General features: G+C 55.8%; 26 protein-coding genes. 21 read left to right on the forward strand and 5 right to left on the reverse strand.

From position 1 onward, the window contains the following. The 5 genes from CR155_RS01625 to wecB form a co-directional block, all read right to left on the reverse strand. Positions 1-1,428 (reverse strand): NAD-dependent succinate-semialdehyde dehydrogenase, encoded by a 1,428-nt coding sequence (locus tag CR155_RS01625; protein ID WP_102068252.1) that lies wholly within the window; start codon positions 1,426-1,428, stop codon positions 1-3. Positions 1,429-1,684: 256 nt separating this feature from the next. Beyond that, complete coding sequence (locus CR155_RS01630; protein ID WP_158238225.1) at positions 1,685-3,610, reverse strand: NfrA family protein; 1,926 nt, start codon at positions 3,608-3,610, stop codon at positions 1,685-1,687. Between the two features lies 1 nt (position 3,611). Then, positions 3,612-5,315 carry a glycosyl transferase family protein gene (locus CR155_RS01635; RefSeq protein WP_102068254.1) on the reverse strand — a complete coding sequence of 568 codons (1,704 nt, stop codon included), beginning with the start codon at positions 5,313-5,315 and terminating at the stop codon, positions 3,612-3,614. A 10-nt stretch (positions 5,316-5,325) separates the two neighbouring features. Next, a complete protein-coding gene (locus CR155_RS01640; RefSeq protein WP_102068255.1) occupies positions 5,326-7,482 on the reverse strand; it encodes a hypothetical protein in 2,157 nt (718 codons plus the stop codon). Positions 7,483-7,576: 94 nt separating this feature from the next. Further along, on the reverse strand, positions 7,577-8,737 hold the full coding sequence (gene wecB / locus CR155_RS01645) for a non-hydrolyzing UDP-N-acetylglucosamine 2-epimerase (protein ID WP_102068256.1): 1,161 nt from the start codon (positions 8,735-8,737) through the stop codon (positions 7,577-7,579). Between the two features lie 30 nt (positions 8,738-8,767). On the opposite strand from wecB, the gene CR155_RS01650 reads away from it, so the two are divergent. From CR155_RS01650 to dsbD, 21 genes are all read left to right on the forward strand, one after another. Beyond that, positions 8,768-9,760: a DUF4434 domain-containing protein gene (locus CR155_RS01650; RefSeq protein ID WP_102068257.1), complete on the forward strand. Its 993-nt coding sequence runs from the start codon at positions 8,768-8,770 to the stop codon at positions 9,758-9,760. 405 nt (positions 9,761-10,165) lie between these two features. Then, positions 10,166-10,534: a 50S ribosomal protein L14 gene (gene rplN, locus CR155_RS01655; RefSeq protein ID WP_073104517.1), complete on the forward strand. Its 369-nt coding sequence runs from the start codon at positions 10,166-10,168 to the stop codon at positions 10,532-10,534. 10 nt (positions 10,535-10,544) lie between these two features. Further along, positions 10,545-10,865 carry a 50S ribosomal protein L24 gene (rplX, locus tag CR155_RS01660; RefSeq protein WP_102068258.1) on the forward strand — a complete coding sequence of 107 codons (321 nt, stop codon included), beginning with the start codon at positions 10,545-10,547 and terminating at the stop codon, positions 10,863-10,865. Positions 10,866-10,877: 12 nt separating this feature from the next. After that, complete coding sequence (gene rplE / locus CR155_RS01665; protein WP_102068259.1) at positions 10,878-11,417, forward strand: 50S ribosomal protein L5; 540 nt, start codon at positions 10,878-10,880, stop codon at positions 11,415-11,417. A 9-nt stretch (positions 11,418-11,426) separates the two neighbouring features. Further along, positions 11,427-11,732 (forward strand): 30S ribosomal protein S14, encoded by a 306-nt coding sequence (gene rpsN, locus CR155_RS01670; protein ID WP_102068260.1) that lies wholly within the window; start codon positions 11,427-11,429, stop codon positions 11,730-11,732. Positions 11,733-11,743: 11 nt separating this feature from the next. Then, positions 11,744-12,139, forward strand: a complete 396-nt coding sequence (gene rpsH, locus CR155_RS01675) for a 30S ribosomal protein S8 (RefSeq protein ID WP_102068261.1) — start codon at positions 11,744-11,746, stop codon at positions 12,137-12,139. Between the two features lie 10 nt (positions 12,140-12,149). Continuing rightward, on the forward strand, positions 12,150-12,683 hold the full coding sequence (gene rplF / locus CR155_RS01680; protein ID WP_102068262.1) for a 50S ribosomal protein L6: 534 nt from the start codon (positions 12,150-12,152) through the stop codon (positions 12,681-12,683). Positions 12,684-12,704: 21 nt separating this feature from the next. After that, complete coding sequence (gene rplR, locus CR155_RS01685) at positions 12,705-13,070, forward strand: 50S ribosomal protein L18 (protein WP_102068263.1); 366 nt, start codon at positions 12,705-12,707, stop codon at positions 13,068-13,070. 15 nt (positions 13,071-13,085) lie between these two features. Continuing rightward, positions 13,086-13,607 (forward strand): 30S ribosomal protein S5, encoded by a 522-nt coding sequence (gene rpsE, locus CR155_RS01690; RefSeq protein ID WP_102068264.1) that lies wholly within the window; start codon positions 13,086-13,088, stop codon positions 13,605-13,607. 3 nt (positions 13,608-13,610) lie between these two features. Further along, positions 13,611-13,796 carry a 50S ribosomal protein L30 gene (gene rpmD, locus CR155_RS01695; protein WP_102068265.1) on the forward strand — a complete coding sequence of 62 codons (186 nt, stop codon included), beginning with the start codon at positions 13,611-13,613 and terminating at the stop codon, positions 13,794-13,796. Positions 13,797-13,807: 11 nt separating this feature from the next. After that, positions 13,808-14,248 carry a 50S ribosomal protein L15 gene (gene rplO / locus CR155_RS01700; RefSeq protein WP_102068266.1) on the forward strand — a complete coding sequence of 147 codons (441 nt, stop codon included), beginning with the start codon at positions 13,808-13,810 and terminating at the stop codon, positions 14,246-14,248. 9 nt (positions 14,249-14,257) lie between these two features. Further along, positions 14,258-15,583, forward strand: coding sequence for a preprotein translocase subunit SecY (gene secY / locus CR155_RS01705; RefSeq protein WP_102068267.1), 1,326 nt, complete (start codon positions 14,258-14,260; stop codon positions 15,581-15,583). A gap of 7 nt (positions 15,584-15,590) precedes the next feature. Continuing rightward, positions 15,591-15,809, forward strand: coding sequence for a translation initiation factor IF-1 (infA, locus tag CR155_RS01710; protein ID WP_073104500.1), 219 nt, complete (start codon positions 15,591-15,593; stop codon positions 15,807-15,809). A 31-nt stretch (positions 15,810-15,840) separates the two neighbouring features. Continuing rightward, positions 15,841-15,954: a 50S ribosomal protein L36 gene (rpmJ, locus tag CR155_RS01715; protein ID WP_073104498.1), complete on the forward strand. Its 114-nt coding sequence runs from the start codon at positions 15,841-15,843 to the stop codon at positions 15,952-15,954. A 35-nt stretch (positions 15,955-15,989) separates the two neighbouring features. Then, positions 15,990-16,355, forward strand: coding sequence for a 30S ribosomal protein S13 (gene rpsM, locus CR155_RS01720; RefSeq protein ID WP_073104496.1), 366 nt, complete (start codon positions 15,990-15,992; stop codon positions 16,353-16,355). A 14-nt stretch (positions 16,356-16,369) separates the two neighbouring features. After that, on the forward strand, positions 16,370-16,771 hold the full coding sequence (gene rpsK / locus CR155_RS01725; protein WP_102068268.1) for a 30S ribosomal protein S11: 402 nt from the start codon (positions 16,370-16,372) through the stop codon (positions 16,769-16,771). An 11-nt stretch (positions 16,772-16,782) separates the two neighbouring features. Beyond that, positions 16,783-17,406, forward strand: coding sequence for a 30S ribosomal protein S4 (gene rpsD / locus CR155_RS01730; protein ID WP_102068269.1), 624 nt, complete (start codon positions 16,783-16,785; stop codon positions 17,404-17,406). A 152-nt stretch (positions 17,407-17,558) separates the two neighbouring features. Continuing rightward, positions 17,559-18,551 (forward strand): DNA-directed RNA polymerase subunit alpha, encoded by a 993-nt coding sequence (locus CR155_RS01735; protein WP_102068270.1) that lies wholly within the window; start codon positions 17,559-17,561, stop codon positions 18,549-18,551. Positions 18,552-18,694: 143 nt separating this feature from the next. Continuing rightward, the gene (gene rplQ, locus CR155_RS01740; RefSeq protein WP_102068271.1) at positions 18,695-19,078 is read left to right on the forward strand and encodes a 50S ribosomal protein L17; all 384 of its coding nucleotides are present in this window, start codon (positions 18,695-18,697) and stop codon (positions 19,076-19,078) included. 89 nt (positions 19,079-19,167) lie between these two features. After that, positions 19,168-19,584, forward strand: a complete 417-nt coding sequence (gene cutA / locus CR155_RS01745) for a divalent-cation tolerance protein CutA (protein WP_102068272.1) — start codon at positions 19,168-19,170, stop codon at positions 19,582-19,584. Between the two features lie 135 nt (positions 19,585-19,719). Beyond that, positions 19,720-21,624, forward strand: a complete 1,905-nt coding sequence (dsbD, locus tag CR155_RS01750) for a protein-disulfide reductase DsbD (protein ID WP_233213847.1) — start codon at positions 19,720-19,722, stop codon at positions 21,622-21,624. Positions 21,625-22,031 lie beyond the last annotated feature (407 nt).

Genomic DNA, 22,031 nt, shown 5'->3' on the forward strand with positions numbered 1-22,031 from the left:
CTAGATGTGGGTGACGAACTTGGTGACCAGGTAACCGTCGAAGGTTTCCAGGCCGCCTTCGCTGCCGATGCCGCTGTCCTTGACACCGCCAAACGGCGTTTCGGGCAGTGCGCTGCCGAAATGGTTGATGTTGACCATGCCGGCCTCGATATTGTTTGATGCCTTGGTGGCCGTCTGCAGTGAGTTCGTGAAGACATAGGACGCCAGGCCAAAGGGCAGGGAATTGGCGCGCCGGATGACGTCGTCGGTATCGGAAAACCGTGAGATTGGTGCGATGGGGCCGAAAGGCTCTTCGGTCATCAACATGGAGTCCTCAGGCAGGTCCGTCACCACAGTGGGCGAGAAGAAATGGCCCTTGCCGGCGATAGGTTCGCCGCCCAGCACGATCTTTCCGCCGCGTTCACGGGCATTGTCCAGGAATTTCGTCATGGTCGGTACGCGTCGTGCATGCGCCAGTGGCCCCATTTGGGTTTCAGGATCCAGGCCATCGCCAACCTTCACGGTTTTCAATGTATTGACGAAGGTTTCCAGGAACTGGTCATAGACGTTGTCATGCACATAAAAGCGCGTAGGCGAGATGCATACCTGGCCAGCGTTGCGTACCTTAAAGCGAGCCAGCTGTTTGGCGGCACGGTCGATGTCGGCATCTTCGAACACAATAACGGGTGAATGGCCACCCAGTTCCATGGTGACGCGTTTCATGTGTGCGCCAGCCAGCGAGGCAATATGTTTGCCCACAGGCACCGACCCGGTGAAGGACACCTTGCGTACGATGGGTGAACGGATCAGGTAGTCGGATACTTCGGAGGGCACGCCCCACACGATGTTGAGCACTCCAGGAGGCAAGCCGGCATCGTGGAACAGGCGGGCAATTGCCATGACGGCACTAGGTGAGTCTTCAGGGCCTTTCAGGATGATGGTGCATCCTGCGCCAATGGCGGCGCAGACCTTGCGTATGGCCTGGTTATAGGGGAAGTTCCAGGGCGTGAACGCCGCGCAAACGCCAATAGGCTCGCGCAGTACCATCTGGCGGATCTCGGGGCTACGCGGAGTGATGATGCGGCCATAAATACGGCGACATTCTTCGGCGTGCCAGTCGGCATGGTCGGAGCATGTCATGATTTCGCCAACGGACTCTGCCAAAGGCTTGCCCTGGTCCAGCGTCATGTTGCGACCGATTTCCTGGGCACGGTCGCGCGAAAGCTGGCCGACCTTACGCAGAATTTCAGAGCGCTGCATGGGCGAGCTATGGCGCCAGGTTTGGAAGGCGCGCGCGGCCGCTGCCAGAGCGCGGTCCAGATCAGCCTTGTTGGCATGCGGCAGGTGACCCAGGACATCGAGGGTCGAAGGGTTGGTGACTTCTTCAGTCTTGCGGCCTTCGCCGCTTACAAATTCACCGTCTATATATAGGGCTAGTGTCTCGTACATAGTTGCGTTCTTCTCTCTGTCTGAGGGGAAATGACTCGCCATCCAATGGATCTAAGGAGCCTCGGGCTTTAGCATCCTCGATTCTAACTTCCTTAGTTGCTTGCATACAACGACGATGCACGTTCTTGCCAGTTAAATCATAATCTGGTTGGGGTCGCTCCCCTTCGCTCATTTCCCAAAAAGTGCGGACGTTCCGAATGCGACTTCAGACGCGTCATTCAATACTTCGTGCTCGCCAACTCCGATCGAACGATTGTCAATAAGAAACCAGCATGTTAAAGAACAAGCCTTTAGTCCGGTCGGCGGCGCCACCTCCAACATCAAAGCGATACTGCACAGTAAAGTCCATATACGATTTCGAGGCGTTGTAGTGATCATCACGGAACCAGTAGCGTACGGTTACCCCTGGTCCCACAGCGGCTCCCCATGAAGCACCCGAACCTTGAAGATCAAGTCGGCCCAGACTGTCGCTTTGAATGCGGGTTTTATCCCAATACTTGTCTGCGGCCATGACAACGTGCGGGAAGAGGACAAGATTATTCACGATCCGGTCGAGGCGAAAGCTGCGACCGACGCGAGCCTCTGCCGTGACAAAGGCCCGGTCTCTGTATAGCCGCCCCGGCTCTTCGAACGTGTTTTCCAGTGTGCGTCCATGAATATGGGCCGACGAGTTCTGCCAGTAATATCCTGCCTGAACATAGCTGTCGACAGTAAACCAGCTTGGCACGTCGGTGCGCAGTTCCGTGCCTTCATAATGCGCATAGGTAGCGTACGCGAGCCAAGGTCCGCTGTCCGCCGCTGTCTTATAAGAAGCCGTCACTTTCGTGGGGTTCAAGGCGTGGCAGTCTTTTGCACCGATTCCGCTTTCACGTGTGGCTCTGCCTGAATTGAATTGACGTTCAAGGCCGAACGTCAGCTGCAGTTCAGTCGACGGTGTAAATCTTAAACCGAGGGCGCCTACTGTGCTGGGGAGGCCAGAAACGCTTTTGAACCTCTGACTAGTATCCACGGGTCCGATGCAAGGGTCCGTCTGGGCAGCAAGACCGCTAGCTGAGCTATATAGCGTGTTGCTTGCACGGCCATATACTTCAAATACGCGCGTTGGCGTATTGAGGAAGGCCGAAGGTCGCCAGTAGCCCTCCGCGACACTAAAGATAGCGTCGCCGGGCTGAATCAGCGGTGTGCCGCCGGTGCCAGATGATAATGCGCGGCCCGCACGATATCCGATCGCAACATAGCCGCCCCATTCACGTCCCAGGCCTGCGATATTCTGACGGGTCGCGTAACGTCTATCGGAAGACAACTCGAACATGCCGGCATCCGCGTTGTCGATTGCCTCCTTCAGCGTTAACGCTGCACCGCGTTTGTCGCCAGCCGAGGCTTGAGCATAGCCCTCATCCAATATAGCCGAGGGGGGAGCACGTCCCGTTGCTCTTGCAGTTCGGAAGTCTTTGAGAGCGAGCGTGGGTTGACCGAATCGTTGACGCAAATACCCTCTTTGCATCAACAGTTCGACATCGCCTGGATGCGACGCCAGCAAATCATCGATCAAAGCCAGGGCTCGTGCAGCTTGAGCATCGTCGCCTGCGGCCAGAGTAGTAATTAACAGGCGCTTCCAGCGCACATCATTGGGCGCTAGGGCGATGGCCTGCTGAGCCTTGGCAAGCGCCATGGGGTAATCCTGTTGAGCGTATGCAGTGTAAGCCTCCTGGGCTGAGGCAGTCGCCTGTCGATCGCGCACTGCGGCCGCGTCTGCCGACACGGAGGATCCGAGTTTGCTTGAATGCGCGCCGTCACGAGGCGACGGGTAATTCCCGGACTCGGAGCCAGCCACCGCGCTAAGCGCGGGGTCGCTCAAGCCTGCCGCGATCGCCTGGCGGGCCTCATTCCGTGCCTGGTCGTTCCGGCCCTCCTTCTGCAGGGCGTAAATCAGCAACAAGCGCAGGCTTGCCAGATCCGGCCTAAGCTTGATAGCCGATCTTGTCGCCTCCTGTGCTGCCGCGAAATTGCCGCTATTGAATGCCTTATAGCCTCGGTCTGCATGTTTCCATGCTTGGCCGCTCAGCGGGCGCTGAGCTTTCTCTGCCGCGATCGACTTGTGAGCTGCAGCACGTGCCGTCGTCGTCTGCGGGAGGTTAAAGAGAATAGCTGTGAGCGCAAAGATGAAGGCGATATGGCGCATTCTAAAGGGCTCCCGTAGAAAGACTGGATTCGGTGTGACTCGGCCGGAGTAAGCCTTCCTGGTCCATTTGAAAGGAGAGCGCTTCATCCACAATGGAAGGCTCAATCATTTTCTCGCGAACAAGAACCTGACCCAGCACCATTCCCGTTTGCTGCTGTATCTTCAGTGCACGCTCCAAGTCAGCTTCATTTATTGCTTGCCAGGACAACAATAGGTCCCCTAACCGCTCCCGCTTGCGCACTAATTGCTCGTCCGACGGGAAGTCGTGCATAGTTTTATCCCAGACCAATGGCTTTCCGGTGAAAAGGTGAACGATGAACTGGCGCCAAGCGCGACCGGCTGCCATCGCGTTAATTGCATTGCCAAGCACCATACGTGGAATAGACAGCAGACCATGCTCCCATCCGTACATGCTGCTCACGAAATAAAAGCGCTGCACGGCACGAAGCAATAGTGCAGCAGAATTGGCTGCCATCAACGGGATCAACCAGCTGTCGGGAGCAAAAAGCGAGGGATAATAAACGGTCCACAGACCGAGATGGTCCGCTGCGACAAAGAGAAGAAAATTGAGCAGAAGAAAATACGCGGCGATTGCGATGAAGGACGTGACCAGACCCTTGCGATCGCGAAGCAGCAGATATCTGTTTGCCAGGCTTCCTTCCCAGCCCACCTGTGTCCACCCCTGCAAACTGATTCCCAATGTCCATCTCGCCTTTTGCCGGTATGCCGCACGGAACTTATCGGGGAAATATTCGCGCACGCTCATCGGTAGAGTCATTGAGTGAACTTTGAGTCCGCCCAAACCGAAGAATGCATGGCGCTGAGCTATATATTGCACTGGGAATTTGCCGAATATCTGCTTCATATTCCGGCGGGCCAGACGCGTGCCGATGTCGTAGTCTTCGGTAAGCGTTGCTGTGTTGAAAGGCTGGTTGTTGGTCTCGGCTGCCAAGTCGGCAAGGGCGCGTTTGGAAAAGCATGTTCCTACGCCCGCAGACGGTACCATTCCAGTGAGACTTTCGCGGACGACCAGATCCTTGGTATGCCACTCGGCAAATTCGTCCATATATGTTCCGGCGACAAATTCATGCCATCCCCTTTCGAGGGAAGTGACCGGTAGCTGGACAAAGTCAATTCGCGGCAAAAGATAATTAAAGTATTTAAGTTCGAGGGGATGCACCACATCTTCGCTATCGTGCAAGACCATGCCCGCAAACTTGATACCTCGTTTCTTTTCCTCGAGAAAAGCTGCTTGAACGATCCAGTTGAGACAATCTGCCTTATTAGTCGGCCCGGCATGGGGAACTTCGACCCGGATAAGATGGCGATAGCGCCGCCGCATACGCTCCACTTCTGCAATGGTCCGTGCATCATTGCAGTAAGTCCCGGCAAACAACATGTAGTTTTTGTACTCTAGCGTCGCGACCATGTTTTCCAGCATGGGAGCGATTACATCGAACTCGAGCCAGGCGGGAATCATAATGGCGAGATGCTGTTCGTCTTTCTCGCGAAGCTGCAGTTCGGTAAGGCGAGGATGATGCGGTCTGATCGTGAAGTAGCGGCGAAGGCGCCTTAGCCAGAACCACGTGTCGATGAACAGATCATCCGCCGTGGACACAAATATGAAAACGCCGACTATCGCAGCGAGGAACTCCAGCGAGCGATAGTAGTCGGCAAAGAAGTACGGCCAAGACAAATTAGACATCGCATGCGTTCTATTTTTTCTCGCGTCGCCGGCCCGCTTTATAAGCCAGTGCCAGGAGGACAACAAAAAACAGGACAATAGCTGATATCAACGGCACGCCCCATGATAAATAATGACGCCATTCGTAAAACGCACTATTCGCTGCATCCGCGATTCGACTTGAATCCGGGTGAGCGCTATCTATCCATGCGACCGGTCCTTGTGGTCCGATTAGTGTCACGTCGCCCCGATCCAGCACATAGGCGGGCGACGGCGTGTCAAGGGATTCGCCATGGCTTTGCCATATCAAACCACGGTGGCCACCGGATTCAGCAACTTCAATCGCTGTAATGCCGTCCAATCCAGTGATGTCGAGCCATGTCACGCCGCGCTTTGCAACGGCGATTTTGCCCGACTGCGTCACCCCGACCTTGGATTCGACGCCTTCCACCGGGACATTCATGGCAATAAAAGCGGTCTGTGGTTGTACCGGTTTCCCTTCGGGAACGGACACCAGTTTGGTGTGTGTCGCCGATAGTCCTGTGGCCACTGCCAGCCGCGCTATTTGCATGATGCGAGCGTTGCCTTGGCCTGCCCAGGTATCCGGTACGATCAGGTCCGGGGAAGAAGCAAGAGAAGGCAATAGACCAATGAAGGTTCCATCTGGCTCTGCTTTCCCTATTTCCAGATAGCTGGTGGGCAATACACTGACCGGATAGCCCCGGACCGACTGAGCGCACCCGCTGGCCACAGGAAGACGCTGGACTTCTACGCGCAGCTCATTACTCAAGCGCAGTGCATAGCCAGGGATGCGCGCGGAAATGCGCTGCTTTTCTCCGTCGGCACGTAATTGGGCTGCCGTGAGCAAGGTGTCGTTCAGCAGTACCGAGACCACCGGGGAAGTGCCCGAGGAGTCGGGAGCAATGGCCAGATCCAGTGCGAAGCGGGTTGGCATCTGGCCATTAGGCGATACGGCGCCCAGGGCGAACTCGCTCGTCCAGTGCCCCTGGTTCGAAACTTGGAAGCTTCTGAATGAAGCGCCGAGGCTGGATAAGCGTATCTGATTTTCGTTGGTGAAGTCGGGGCGAGAGGCTGCTTCAACTCGAACACGGCTGGATGTCAAAATCTGGCGCCAGGTATCGGAAAGCAGGCCGGCGGCCTGTGGTCCCGCTTGCGCGCGAACAGCAATGATAGGGCGAGATCCGGAAATCTCCACCCACAGGTCGGCGTTTAATGCTTCGCCCCCCGTCAAGGCGGACCGCTCGCGCCATGCGTCCATCGCCGCTGTCGCCGCGACATCTGGAGCCAGCGCCTCGGCCAGTGCATCGAGGGCTGAACCCATTTTTCTGCGTAGGCTCTCGTCGATGATGACGATATTTCCAGTCGCCGCCTGCGCATCCAGCAGAATGAGTGCGCCGATGTCCGCTTCTGTGCCAATCTCAAACCCTGATTGTGCGCGTCGTATTGCATCAAAAACACTAGTTTGACGCATGGCGTCTGGGATACGGATGCCTTTCGTGTCAATGACATCGCCGATCTTGGGGAATTGACCGACTTTGACACGCTTTCCCGCTCGTTCAAGAACAGTGGCGATACGCCAAGCCGCATCAAACGCAGCCGCGCTGCTTTGCTCGTCGCCGACGAGCAGCAGCGGATCGGGCGGCAAAGCGCCCCACGCCGACTTTAATGAAAAAGGAAGGGCGGTCCTGTAGCGATAACTTATGCCGGTTTCATCGCTGATCGATAGCGTGCTCAAACTTGCGGGCGTGACTTGGCATGCTTGAAGATCGTGGTTGGAAAACCAGTTGATACCCAGCCGGACAAAGCCGGAATTGCTCGATTGAAGTTCCAGCGGGATCGCCACTTCGACTGACCCCTCCTTATCGCTGAAAGATCTGATCATTACCGGCTGACCGTCGACAAGCAGTTGCAGCAGCGCTCCCGCCTCATCCATTAGATAGCGCGCCTTGAACTTCAGTACGATGTCATCCAATGCCACGGCCGCCGGCACTGGAAAATAGACTTCCTGGTAACTATCGGAACCTGGCGTGGCCGGACGCAACGTTATTCCCATGCTGCGTAAGGAATAGGCCTGCTTATCCCAGCCAGGATGGACGGAATGCTCCAAGGATAGATCGGTCGGCTCGGTTTCTATGGGCTGAGCGTTGGATATGAAGGAAAGGCTCAACCCAGCACCTAAGAGGATGCCATGAAGGACCCGTCGGGCCTTTGCGATGAGCCCTCGCCTTGCATCGCTCTTGGAGGAAGTGAAGTGCCGATAATTAAACATAGGAAGCCAAAACTGAATCATGAATATGTAATTCGGCAACGGGCCGCCCACATAATGCGTCAACAATCCGCCGACTTGCCAATCCATCGCCGTACGGATTGCTTCTTCTGCCGAAGCGCCGGTATTGCTCTTCGTCGTCCAGCAAAAGATTGACGTTGGCCACGATACGGCTAGCGTCGGTACCTACAAGCCTTGCCGTGCCGGCCGAAATTGCCTCCGGGCGTTCAGTAACGTCACGCATGACGAGTACCGGCTTCCCTAGGAAAGGTCCTTCCTCTTGAAGGCCACCTGAATCAGTCAACAGAATATGGGCGCGCTGCATAAACCATACGAAATCAAGGTAATCCAAGGGATCGATTAACTTCACATTCGGGGAGGAACCCAGCGCCACGTAAACCGGCCCACGGATATTCGGATTCGGATGAACAGGATAGACGATCTGTAGATCATCCCGCTTGGCCAGCTGCTTTAGCGCTACGCAAATACCATCGACGCCCGATCCGAAGTTCTCGCGGCGATGCCCGGTAACGAGCAGCAGACGGCGGGTAGGATCAAGCCAAGGGAAGCGTTGTTCGATCCCGGCGCGTAGATCGCTATCATTGAGCAACTTATCCTTCATTAAAGAAATTGCATCGATGATGGTGTTGCCCGTGACCCATAACCGTCCAGTGGCGCCAGCTTTTACCGCATTCCTGCGGGCAGCATCAGTAGGTAGGAAGAGGTGTGTGGAGAATATATCCAGAACGCAGCGATTCATTTCCTCGGGAAACGGCTGGCTCATGTCCCCAGTGCGCAGACCCGCCTCCACATGCCCGACGGGAATGCGCCGGTGAAAGGCGGCCAGACCGCAGGCCATTGCTGTGGTCGTATCGCCATGGACCAGCACATAATCCGGTTTGGTTTCTTCAAGTACATTGTCAATCTTTCGCATTAACCGCGACGCAAGTTGATTCAAGCTTTGATTGGGCTCCATGATGTCTAGATCGAAATCTGGCTTGAGGCCAAAAAGATCGATGATGGGGTCGAGCAAGCTACGATGTTGCGCGGTGACGCATAATGCGCTCTGAACATTGGCCTCTTGCTGAAGCGCGAGCACGAGCGGCGCCATTTTGATTGCTTCTGGACGGGTACCCAGGATTGAAAGAACTCTCACACTGCGTAGCCATTAAAGGTGCAATAGGAAATGTGGGATAACCACTTAAATTTTTCGGTGGAGCGGCGTAGGCTTTTGCGCTGGATTGCCATCGCGGGGCTGTTGCCAATCTCGAGCGGCGAAGGCCTACCTAAACCGTTTACGGCGACTTTTTTTCAGCCATGGAAAGAACATGTCGCGCAGCCTAATCAACAATGGGTTACGTTGATTAACAGAATGCGCCAATTCGGGTGCCGTCGAATTATCCTTCAGTGGATAGGAATTAACAAGGCAAACGATCAGTGGCAAATTGCCGACGCCACTATCAAAATGTTATTGGACAAGTGCCTCGATACGGGATTGTCTTTACAGATCGGGCTGCCATATGACGGCGACTGGTGGGATATGTTGCAGCTGAACAACGACTCCAAATTAATGGAGGCGTATCTGGAGACCACCGCGCGATATTGCACCGACTACCTTGCGCGTGCGGCTTGGCCGGATCATCCCGCCTTCTGCGGCTGGTATATCCCGTACGAAATCGAGCAACATAGCTGGTCTACGACGCAGCGCCGAGAGCTGCTAATTCCCTGGCTGGGGAAAATCAGTCAGGCGTGCTTGATGGCATACCCGGAACGCAGCCCCGGAGTTTCGACTTATCTGAGCGTCTTATCTAATAGCGCTCTGCTCCCTGATCTGTGGGACCAGATCTTAGCTGACGTCGCGCTGCATCCCATGATCCAGGACGGCGTCGGGATCAGCGGGCTATCCAATTACGTGGCGCTTGCACCGCTTCGCGGGTTGCTTGTGGATCGCGGCGTCGAGTTCGACCTGATTTTAGAGTTGTTCGAACAGACGTCTTCGCGGAGTGGAAGCGAGCCATTCGAAGCGCGTAGCGCGACCTACGGTAGGTTGCGTTCTCAACTAGAAATTGCAGAGTCCTACGGAGCGAAGGACATCGTTGCGTTTGCAGTGGATCCTTGGATGGTGGGCAACTCGCCAAGCGCACACAAGCTGCAGGCAGCATGGCGCGCCTCATATTGAGAGTGCCATCGCCTGTTCCCCGTGCGTGAAGGTTTGCATACCGCATCGACGCTTCGATGCATGGAGCGGGATTCCATATAGACAACGCTCTGGAATCGAAAATTGGTTGTTTTTGTAAGAAGATGGCGTAACCTTCTTATTCAGCCGGTTCAACTGTCAAAGGTGCGTTGTTCTCCTGGATGACCAATATTTACTTATTGTGCTTGCAATGTGGGCATAGAAAAGCTATCATACGAAACTTGCCTACAGTAGACGCCAAAGCAGCTTTGCGTAGGCAATACGAGTTTTTTTAGCAGATTTCAACCCAGGGCTGGTGCAGCTGCCAGCCTGACGGGACCAAAACTGGTTGTGTGGCGCCACTAATCGTTAGTTGCGCGGTGCGGCTAAGTTGGAACAGGAAAAATCATGATCCAAATGCAGACCACGCTGGACGTGGCCGATAACACTGGCGCACGCAGAATCATGTGCATCAAGGTGTTAGGCGGCTCGAAGCGCCGTTATGCCGCTATCGGTGACATTATCAAAGTTAGTGTCAAAGATGCGGCCCCACGCGGGCGCGTCAAAAAGGGCGAGATTTACAACGCTGTAGTGGTTCGCACCGCTAAGGGCGTTCGTCGTAAAGACGGCTCGCTGATCAAGTTCGGTGGCAACGCTGCCGTGTTGCTCAACGCCAAACTGGAACCCATCGGTACCCGTATCTTCGGACCTGTCACGCGCGAATTGCGTACAGAAAAGTTCATGAAGATCGTGTCGTTGGCTCCAGAAGTGCTGTAAGGAGCGAACCATGCAAAAAATCCGTAAAGGCGACGAAGTCATTGTGTTGACTGGTCGCGACAAAAAACGCCGTGGCACCGTGTTGCAACGTGTAGACGCCGACCATGTATTGGTCGAAGGCATCAATGTCGTCAAGAAACACGTGAAGGCCAATCCTATGGCCGGCTCGCAAGGTGGCATTATCGACAAGACCATGCCCATCCACATCTCGAATGTGGCACTCTTCAATCCCGAGTCCGGCAAGGCCGATCGCGTTGGGATCAAAGAAGTCGATGGCAGCAAGGTCCGTGTATTCCGTTCCAGCGGCGCCGTCGTTGGCGCCAAGGCTTAAGGGGCGAAGAACATGGCACGTTTACAAGAGTTTTACCGCAGCAAGGTCGCCGCAGACCTTCAAGCCCAATTCGGCTACGAAAGCGCAATGCAAGTGCCGCGCATCACCAAGATCACCCTGAACATGGGTGTGTCCGAAGCGGTGTCCGACAAGAAGGTTATTGAGCACGCCGTCTCTGACTTGACGAAAATTGCAGGACAAAAGCCTGTTGTCACGAAAACGAAAAAGGCTATTGCCGGTTTCAAGATCCGTGAAGACTACCCCATCGGTTGCATGGTCACATTGCGTGGCCGCCGCATGTACGAATTCCTGGACCGTCTGGTGGCCGTGGCTTTGCCGCGCGTTCGTGACTTCCGTGGTATTTCGGGTCGTGCGTTCGACGGACGTGGCAACTACAACATCGGGGTGAAAGAGCAACTCATTTTCCCTGAAATCGAATACGACAAGATCGACGCCGTACGTGGGATGAACATCAGCATCACCACGACAGCCAAGACCGACGAAGAAGCCAAGGCACTGCTTACAGCCTTCAGCTTCCCGTTTCGCAATTAAGGGGCGAACGTGGCAAAACTTTCACTCATCAATCGCGATATCAAACGCGCCAAGCTGGCAGAAAAATTTGCACCCAAACGTGCTGCACTGAAGGCGATCATCGACGATCAGTCCAAGACTGACGAAGAGCGCTACCAGGCCCGTTTGAAACTGCAACAACTGCCGCGCAATTCCAACCCGACGCGCCAACGTAACCGTTGCGTTGTCACGGGTCGTGCGCGTGGCGTTTATAGCAAGTTCGGTTTAACTCGCCACAAGCTGCGTGAAATGACGTTGCGTGGCGAAGTGCCGGGCATGACCAAAGCCAGCTGGTAGGAGAAATATAAATGAGCATGAGCGATCCCATCGCCGACATGTTGACCCGCGTGCGTAACGCGCAACAAGTCAATAAAACGTCGGTTAGCATGCCCTCCTCGAAGCTGAAGGTAGCTATTGCTGCCGTGCTGAAAGACGAAGGCTATATCGACAGTTACCAGATCGGCGGCGAAAAAGCCAAGCCGGTTCTGGAAATCACACTTAAATACTACGCTGGCCGTCCGGTCATCGAGCGTATCGACCGCGTTTCGCGTCCTGGGCTGCGTATATATAAAAACAGCAAATCCATTCCTCAAGTGATGAATGGCCTGGGCGTCGCTATCGTGTCGACTCCGCGCGGTGTCATGACCGATCGCAAAGCTCGCGCCAATGGCGTGGGCGGCGAAGTACTTTGCTACGTGGCATAAGGAGAATCATATGTCACGCATTGCAAAATACCCGGTCCCCGTACCCCAAGGCGTAGAAGCCACCATCAGTGCAGATCAAATTGTTGTCAAGGGTCCATTGGGCACCTTGAAGCAAGCCCTGAAGGGCGACGTTAACGTCGTTCAAGATGGCGATCAGCTGACGTTTGCTGTAGCCAACGATTCCCGCGAGGCCAAGGCCATGTCGGGTACGTTGCGCGCACTGGTTGCCAACATGGTAACTGGTGTCAGCAAGGGCTTCGAGCGTAAACTCACTCTGGTCGGCGTGGGCTTTCGTGCCCAGGTCCAGGGCGACGCGCTGAAGTTGCAACTTGGTTATTCCCACGACATCCTGCATCCCATGCCCGAAGGCATCAAGATCGAATGTCCTACCCAGACCGAGATCGTCGTCAAGGGTTCGGACAAACAGGTTGTTGGTCAGGTGGCCGCTGAAATCCGCGCTTACCGCGAACCCGAACCCTACAAGGGCAAGGGCGTGCGTTACGCTGATGAGCGCGTCATCATCAAAGAAACCAAGAAGAAATAAGCGCGCAGGCAAGGACGAATTATGGACAAGAGAATCTCCCGTTTGCGTCGTGCAGTGGCGACCCGCCGGAAAATCAGCGAGCTGCGAGTTCATCGCCTCTCTATTTTCCGCTCGAACCTGCACATATACGCGAACATCATTTCGCCGGAAGGCGATCGTGTGCTCGTTAGCGCTTCCACGCTCGAGCCGGAAGTACGCAAAGAACTCGCCGGCAAAAGCGCCAACGGTGGCAACGTTGCCGCCGCTGGTCTGGTCGGTAAGCGCGTAGCCGAAAAAGCAAAAGCCGCTGGTATAGAGCTGGTTGCCTTTGATCGTTCGGGCTTTCGTTATCATGGCCGCGTGAAAGCGTTGGCCGACGCCGCGCGTGAAGCCGGCTTGAAATTCTAAGCAAGGAATTATCAAATGGCTAAAGCACAAGGTAAGCACGCCGCAGAGAAAGAAAGCGACGACGGCTTGCGTGAAAAAATGATCGCGGTCAATCGCGTCAGCAAAGTGGTCAAGGGTGGTCGCACCATGAGCTTTGCCGCATTGACCGTGGTAGGTGATGGCGATGGCCGCATTGGAATGGGCAAAGGTAAAGCTCGTGAAGTGCCCGTCGCCGTTCAAAAAGCAATGGAACAGGCCCGCCGCGGACTGCTTAAGGTCAACCTGAAAAACGGTACCTTGCATCACACGGTATTTGGCAAGCATGGCGCCGCTACAGTCATGATTTCACCAGCACCTGAAGGTACTGGCGTTATCGCGGGCGGTCCTATGCGCGCTGTATTCGACGTAATGGGCGTGCGTAATGTGGTCGCAAAGAGCCTCGGCTCCAGCAATCCTTACAACATGGTCCGCGCAACGCTTAATGGCTTGCGTGCCTGCTCGACTCCTGCTGACATCGCTGCAAAACGCGGCAAGTCGGTAGAAGATATTCTGGGGTAAGTCATGGCACAAAAGCAAATTAAAGTAACTCTCGTACGTTCTGTTATCGGCACCAAGGAATCCCATCGCGCGACAGTTCGCGGTCTGGGCCTGGGTCGCATGAATAGCAGCCGCGTATTGGTCGATACGCCCGAGGTGCGTGGGATGATCCGGAAAGTGGATTACCTCGTTACCGTCTCGGAAGCCTGAAAGGAATCGAGATGTCAGAAACTCAATTAAATACGCTGAAACCAGCCGCAGGCAGCCACCCCGCTCGCCGACGTGTTGGTCGCGGTATCGGCTCCGGCTTCGGTAAAACCGCTGGTCGTGGCCACAAGGGTCAAAAATCGCGTACTGGCGGTTTCCACAAAGTCGGTTTTGAAGGCGGTCAAATGCCTTTGCAACGCCGTCTGCCGAAACGTGGCTTTACTGCGATGAACCAACATCTGTCCGCCGAAGTGCGTTTGTCCGACCTCGAGCGCCTGCCTGTCGACCAAGTTGACGTGCAGGTTCTCAAGCAGGCAGGCGTCATCGGCCAGGCCGTGCGTTACGTGAAGGTCATCAAGTCCGGCGAACTGTCGCGCAAGGTTGTCCTTAGCGGAATCAGCGCAACGGCCGGTGCTCGCAGCGCGATCGAAGCTGCCGGCGGCTCGCTGGCTTAAGGGGTAACGGTGGCTAAAGCTCAGGCACAGAGTAAATCGGGTTCCCGGTACAGCGATCTAAAGCGCCGTATCGTTTTCCTGATACTCGCCCTGGTGGTCTATCGGTTGGGAACGCACATACCCGTGCCGGGCATCAATCCCGACGCGCTGGCCGAACTGTTCCAGCAAAACCAGGACGGTATCCTGGGTTTGTTCAACATGTTCTCGGGCGGCGCGCTGTCGCGGTTCTCCGTGTTCGCACTGGGTATCATGCCCTATATCTCCGCGTCCATCATTATGCAATTGATGGCGGTCGTGGTGCCTACCCTCGAAGCGATCAAGAAAGAAGGCGAATCGGGCCGACGCAAGATCACCCAGTACACCCGCTACGGCACGGTGTTCCTGGCGCTGATTCAAGCTGTTGGTATCTCGGTCGCCCTCGAATCGCAGCCCGGGCTGGTAATCGATGTCGGCATGATGTTCCGCTTTACGACGGTAGTCACACTGGTTACCGGCACGATGTTCGTTATGTGGTTGGGTGAACAAATCACCGAGCGTGGTATGGGCAATGGTATTTCCATACTGATTTTCGCCGGTATTGTCGCAGGCTTGCCTAGCGCCTTGGCAGGAATGCTGGATCTGGTTCGTACTGACGCCATGTCGGTCTTGTCGGCTTTGTTCATTCTTGTGCTGGTTGTTGCCGTCACGTATTTCGTGGTGTTCGTCGAACGAGGCCAGCGCCGCATCACGGTGAACTATGCGAAGCGACAGGTCGGCAACAAGATCTATGGCGGTCAAAGTTCGCACTTGCCGCTGAAGCTGAACATGTCGGGCGTCATTCCCCCCATTTTCGCCTCATCGATCATCCTGCTTCCCGCAACCGTTACCAGCTGGTTCTCCAGCAATCCGAATATGCGTTGGTTGGGCGATCTCGCGGCGGTACTGTCGCCCGGTCAACCGCTCTACATTACGCTGTATTCTGCTGCAATTATTTTCTTCTGCTTCTTTTATACGGCCTTGGTTTTCAATAGTCGTGAAACTGCAGATAACCTGAAGAAAAGCGGTGCGTTTGTTCCAGGCATCCGGCCAGGGGACCAGACGTCGCGTTATATCGACAAGATACTGATGCGATTGACCCTGATGGGCGCTCTCTACATAACTCTGGTGTGTTTGTTGCCGGAACTCATGCAGGCTCGCTGGAATGTACCGTTTTATTTTGGTGGCACTTCTTTGTTGATTATCGTGGTGGTGACCATGGACTTCATGGCACAAGCTCAGGCTTACATGATGTCCCATCAATACGACTCGTTGCTCAAGAAGGCCAACTTCAAGGGTGCGGGATTGCCAATGCGGTAAAAAAGAAATGGCAAAAGACGACGTCATTCAAATGCAAGGAGAGGTTCTCGAGAACCTTCCCAACGCAACTTTTCGCGTCAAGCTGGAAAATGGCCACATAGTATTGGGCCACATATCGGGCAAGATGCGTATGCATTACATCCGGATTCTGCCGGGTGACAAGGTTACAGTGGAGCTCACGCCCTATGACCTGTCGCGTGCCAGAATTGTATTCCGCTCTAAATAAGCGGCCGGTTACAGGAAACTAGGAGTCAACCATGAAAGTAATGGCATCGGTAAAACGGATCTGCCGCAACTGCAAGATCATTAAACGTCACGGCGTGGTGCGTGTAATTTGCACCGAACCACGTCATAAGCAGCGTCAAGGCTAATGGCCGACACGCAACGGATTTAACAAGGAACAGTCATGGCCCGTATTGCTGGCATCAACATTCCGCCGCATCAACACGCCGAAATCGGACTTACCGCTATTTTTGGTATTGGTCGTACCCGTGCTCGCAAAATCTGCGAGGCATCCGGTATTGAGCTCTCCAAGAAAGTGAAAGATCTGACAGACGCCGAACTCGAACGTATCCGCGAACACGTCGGTGTGTTCACGGTTGAAGGTGATTTGCGTCGCGAAGTACAATTGTCGATCAAACGTCTGATCGATCTGGGAACCTACCGGGGCATGCGCCACAAGCGTGGCTTGCCTGTACGTGGTCAACGCACCCGTACCAACGCACGCACCCGTAAAGGTCCGCGTCGCGCTGCTGCTTCCCTGAAGAAATAATCGAGGAATAGAAGATGGCGAAAGCTTCCAACAGCGGCGCATCGCGCGCACGCAAGAAAATCAAGAAGAGCGTATCGGACGGCATTGCGCACGTCCATGCGTCCTTCAACAACACGATCATCACCATTACCGACCGCCAAGGCAATGCCTTGTCCTGGGCGACATCCGGTGGTGCGGGCTTTAAAGGCTCGCGCAAGTCCACACCGTTCGCAGCGCAGGTTGCCGCGGAATCGGCTGGGCGCGTCGCGTTGGAATATGGTATCAAAACACTTGAAGTTCGCATCAAGGGCCCCGGTCCTGGCCGTGAATCATCGGTGCGTGCACTGAATGCGCTGGGAATCAAAATTTCCAGCATTTCAGACATCACGCCGGTGCCTCATAACGGCTGCCGTCCGCCCAAGCGTCGTCGCATCTAAGGGGAAGCATCTTGGCACGTTATATTGGACCTAAATGCAAACTCTCGCGTCGCGAGGGTACAGATCTATTTTTGAAGAGCTCGCGCCGCTCGCTCGACTCGAAGTGCAAACTCGAGTCCAAGCCTGGTCAGCATGGCCGTACTTCGGGCGCTCGTACGTCTGACTACGGTTTGCAGTTGCGCGAAAAGCAAAAGCTCAAGCGCATGTACGGTGTGTTGGAAAAGCAATTCCGCAAGTATTTCTTTGAAGCTGAGCGTCGCCGTGGCAACACTGGCGAGACCCTGATTCAACTGCTGGAATCGCGTCTGGACAACGTCGTCTATCGCATGGGCTTCGGCTCGACGCGTGCTGAAGCGCGTCAGTTGGTGAATCACCGCTCCGTTGAAATCAATGGCCACACTGCCGACATCGCTTCGATGTTGGTCAAGGCCGGCGACGTTATCTCGATCCGCGAAAAGGCGAAAGCCCAGCTGCGTATTCGTGAATCGCTAGACCTCGCAACAGGCCAAGGCCTGCCGCAGTGGGTCGAAGTCGACACCGGCAAGCTGACAGGTACCTTCAAACAGGTTCCTGATCGCGCTGATGTTGCCCGCGACGTCAACGAATCGATGGTTGTCGAGTTGTACTCGCGCTAATTGATACAAGCAACAAGGCAGCAATTTGCAGTGTTGTAAGCCCACTTTTCCAGTTCGCTGGTAAGTGGGCTTTGCGATGCCGCAGGAATCATTCCAGCCAGTCCATCAGCCTTATCGGTGTAACGAGCCGAGGGTATTGAAAAGGAACATACATGTCGTCATTAGGTTTTCTCAAACCCCGTTCTATTGAAGTCGTGCCTGTCGGAAAGAATCACGCCAAAATCGTGATGGAACCGTTCGAGCGCGGCTACGGGCACACGCTGGGTAACGCCTTGCGTCGCATACTGCTGTCGTCCATGGCAGGCTATGCGCCTACCGAAGTTCAGATGACCGGTGTCGTGCACGAATACTCCACCATCGCCGGCGTACGTGAAGACGTCGTCGACATCTTGTTGAACCTGAAAGGCGTCGTATTCAAGCTGCATAATCGCGAAGAAGTCACGCTGGTTCTGCGCAAACAGGGTCAGGGCATCGTGTTGGCCAGCGATATCGAGCTGCCGCACGACGTCGAAATCATCAATCCTGATCACGTCATTGCCACGCTTACCGAAGCCGGGAAGCTGGAAATGCAGATCAAGGTAGAGCAGGGCCGTGGCTACGTGCCGGGCAACGTACGCGCCTTGGTCGACGACCGCACCCACACCATTGGCCGTATCGTGCTTGACGCATCGTACAGCCCCGTGCGCCGTGTCAGCTATTCGGTTGAGAGCGCCCGTGTTGAACAGCGCACCGACCTGGACAAGTTGGTGCTCGATATCCAGACCAACGGCGTTGTGTCGCCGGAAGAAGCTGTACGTCAGTCGGCACGCGTTCTTATGGACCAGATCTCGGTATTTGCTGCCCTGGAAGGCGCCGGCGATTACGCCGACAGCCCTCAGGCCCGCGGCAATGCTCCACAGATCGATCCAGTGCTGCTGCGCCCGGTCGACGATCTGGAACTCACCGTTCGCTCTGCAAACTGCCTGAAAGCCGAAAATATTTACTACATCGGCGATCTGATCCAGCGCACGGAAAACGAACTGCTCAAGACGCCTAATCTGGGCCGCAAGTCTTTGAATGAAATCAAGGAAGTCCTTGCTGCACGTGGCTTGACGCTGGGCATGAAGCTGGAAAACTGGCCGCCAGTCGGCCTGGAACGCCCTTAAGTACCCCTGAAGTCATCCGACAGTGGCAGGACCTAGCCATAACTATGGTAAAGTCCTGCCCGCACCCGGCCCGCAGCATTGCTGATAGAAGAGCCGGATAACCAACGGAATAATCCGTTAAAACAGATTCAAAGGAAATTATCATGCGTCACCGTAGTGGATTGCGTAAATTAAATCGCACCAGCAGTCACCGTTTGGCTATGTTCCGCAATATGGCCGTTTCGTTGCTCACTCACGAAGCCATCAAGACCACCTTGCCGAAAGCCAAGGAATTGCGTCGCGTCGTCGAACCACTGATCACGCTGGGCAAAGAGCCTACGCTGGCTAACAAGCGCCTGGCATTTGCCCGCCTGCGCGACCGCGATGCCGTGGTCAAGCTGTTTGCAGAAATCGGTCCCCGCTACAAAGAACGTAACGGCGGCTACACCCGCGTCCTGAAAATGGGTTTCCGTCAGGGCGACAACGCTCCGATGGCATTTATGGAATTGGTAGACCGTCCAGAAATCGAAGAAACCGACGCTGAATAAGCGCGTGTCTTCGCAGGCGTTCAAACGGGCTTTCGGGCCCGTTTTTTATGGGAGAATGAACCATTGCCAATGAACCGGAGCTGTCCTTCATGAGCACCTTCATTCCGTCCGATCATACCGGCGGCGCCGCGGCATCTGCTGCCGTCAACGGTCGCGCCAGGCTCGAGCAGGCTGACGACATAGTGGTCCTGCTCAGCAATGCGCCTGACATGTTGCTGGCCAAACGTATTGCGCATGTGCTGGTCGAAGAACATCTCGCCGCCTGCGTGAACCTTGGGGCCGCCATGTTGTCCATGTATATGTGGGAAGGGGTGCTGGAAGGCACCGAAGAAATTCCGCTCACGATAAAAACGACGGTTACACGGGCACCAGAGCTTGTGGCCCGGCTGGCCGAGCTACACCCTTACGAGGTTCCCGAGGTGCTCGTCATGGGCGTTTCAGGTGGCTCCGCGAGCTACCTCGACTGGTGTCGAACCCAGACGGCACTAAACCGGTCCCGGATTTGAACAAAAAGGACGCAAGGCGTCCAAGAGGAAGTACAGATGTCGTCTTTGGCGCTGGCCAACTCAGTAAAGCAAGCTCCGCCTGACACCAGGCAGCCGGTTGTACCTTCACCGAACCCCCGCGCGTTGCCCGCCGCAATGCACCGAACCGTCTGGACCTTGCTTGCGGCAGTGATGCTTGTGCTGGCGTTACTGCCTTTCGGCTCTGCTCGCGCTGAGCAGGAATTCCTGGATCCGGAAAAGGCATTTGTGTTTTCCGCGGCGATGACCACGCCCACCCAACTGGACGTGCATTTTTCAATAGCGCCGAAGTACTACAAGTATCGCGAACGGTTCGAGTTCGCGCTCACCCCCGATTCTTCTCCCAGCGTACTGGGCGAGGCTGTCTATCCCGCCGGAACAGTGACCTATGATCCAACCTTCGAGAAAGACCTGGAGGTTTATCACGATCAGGTAACGGTCACACTGCCGCTTGCCACCGGCGCGAGCCAGCCCATGCGCCTCGCCATCACCAGCCAGGGCTGTGCCGATGCCGGCCTGTGCTATCCGCCCATGACGCGGGAAATTACGCTGACACCGATAGAGACGGGGTATCGCGCGGAGGGGCCCGGTGTGGCCGCCAGCGTGCCTGCCGCAAAGCCGCAGCTGGTCCAGACCAAAGGCGCCATCGCATCAACGCAAATCGCGGGCACCGTCGGCGAAGCAAGCCTGGGTAGCGCCTTGAGTCTTGGCGATACGGGGTTTGCCGCCTACCTGTCCCAGGCAGGCTGGTTGCAGGTGATCGCTCTGTGCCTGTTGCTGGGTCTGCTGCTGTCTTTCACGCCTTGCGTCTTGCCCATGGTGCCTATCCTGCTGGCCATCGTGGCGGGCGATGCTGGAAAAGGCAATAGGATCTCACGTTGGCGTGGATTGTCGCTGGCCGCGGTGTTCGTGCTGGGCATGTCCCTGGTCTATACGGCATTGGGTGTGGCCGCAGGGCTGATCGGCGCCAGCCTTGCCGTCTGGTTGCAGACGCCTTGGGTCCTGGCGTTATTTGCGGTGTTGTTGGCCGTACTCGCCTTGGCGATGTTCGATGTATTCACGCTGCAGGCGCCCACGGGAATGCAGACAGCGTTGAATGCACGCCTGGCCCGGATCCCGGGAGGTCGCTACGGTGGAGTGTTCGCCATGGGCATGCTGTCTGCGCTCATCGTCGGACCTTGCGTGGCCGCACCGCTGGCGGGCGTATTGTTGTTCATTTCCCAAACAGGAGATCTGGTGCTGGGTGGAACGGCATTGTTTGCGATGGCCTGGGGCGAGGGCTTGCTGCTGCTGGCAGTGGGGGCGTCATCGGGCGCATTGTTGCCGAAATCGGGACCATGGATGAATGGCATCAAACGCCTCTTCGGCGTTCTGCTGCTTGCCACAGCGTGGTGGATGGTCAACCCGATACTGCCTGCGTGGCTGATGATGCTGGGCTGGGCGTTCCTGGCGTTATGGAGCGCCGTCATGCTGGGGGCCTTTAATGCCGTGCCCGCAGGGACAGGCGTGGCGCGTTTGGCCAACCGCGCATTGGGCCTGATGCTGGCGCTGTGGGCGGTCATCTTGGTGGTGGGCGTAATGGCAGGGGCACGCGATGTTCTAAGGCCACTGGCTCCGCTCACTGCATCGTCCCAAGGTTCAGGCGCCGTAGCGGCCACCCGCCCGGAGTTCACGCGGGTGACCTCGGTGGCAGAGCTGGACAATTTGCTCGCCAATACCAGCCGACCGGTCATGCTGGACTTCTACGCGGATTGGTGCGTGTCGTGCATAGAAATGGAGCGGTTCACCTTCAGCGATCCGTCCGTGGCGGCGCAGATGTCGCAATTGTTGCTGGTGCAGGCTGACGTCACCAAGAATTCCGTCGAAGACCGTGAGTTGTTGAAACGGTTCAAGCTGTTCGGACCGCCGGGAATCATTTTTTTCGATGACCAGGGTAACGAGTTGAATGAGGTGCGGGTGGTTGGATTCAAGAATGCGCGCGATTTTGGCGGGGTGTTGGAGCGGGTGCTTGGGGGCGTGTAGATAGCCATTCTTGCTCCGCGCGTCAGGTCCTATGAGGCCCTGCCCCGCTGTTAAATGGAAGCTTGGGATGCCGAGATCCGTTTCGGGTAAACGATATATAGCCTTGAATACTGTTGCCACAGCTTTTATCGCTGTCAACGAGCAGATTCGTGCCGAATGCCCATTGGCAATACATGTTCACACGTTCAAGCGGCCCGGCAGGCGGGCCGCGCAGGACGAGCGCGCGAGATTTTCTGAACTTGTGAAGGCGTACGCAAGAATGCCCAGCACACAGATCGCCCTAGCGACCTTAACAACTTATACAATGCAGCCGTGGTGGCGGTGATGAGGGTGTTGGCGACTTTCGGGACCCTCCAGCAGGACGTAGGCGAAGGTAGTCCCGAAGGGGACGGACGAGCCAGGCCATG

Origin of the sequence: Pollutimonas nitritireducens, from assembly GCF_002849615.1 — a bacterium.
Lineage (GTDB): Bacteria > Pseudomonadota > Gammaproteobacteria > Burkholderiales > Burkholderiaceae_B > Pollutimonas > Pollutimonas nitritireducens.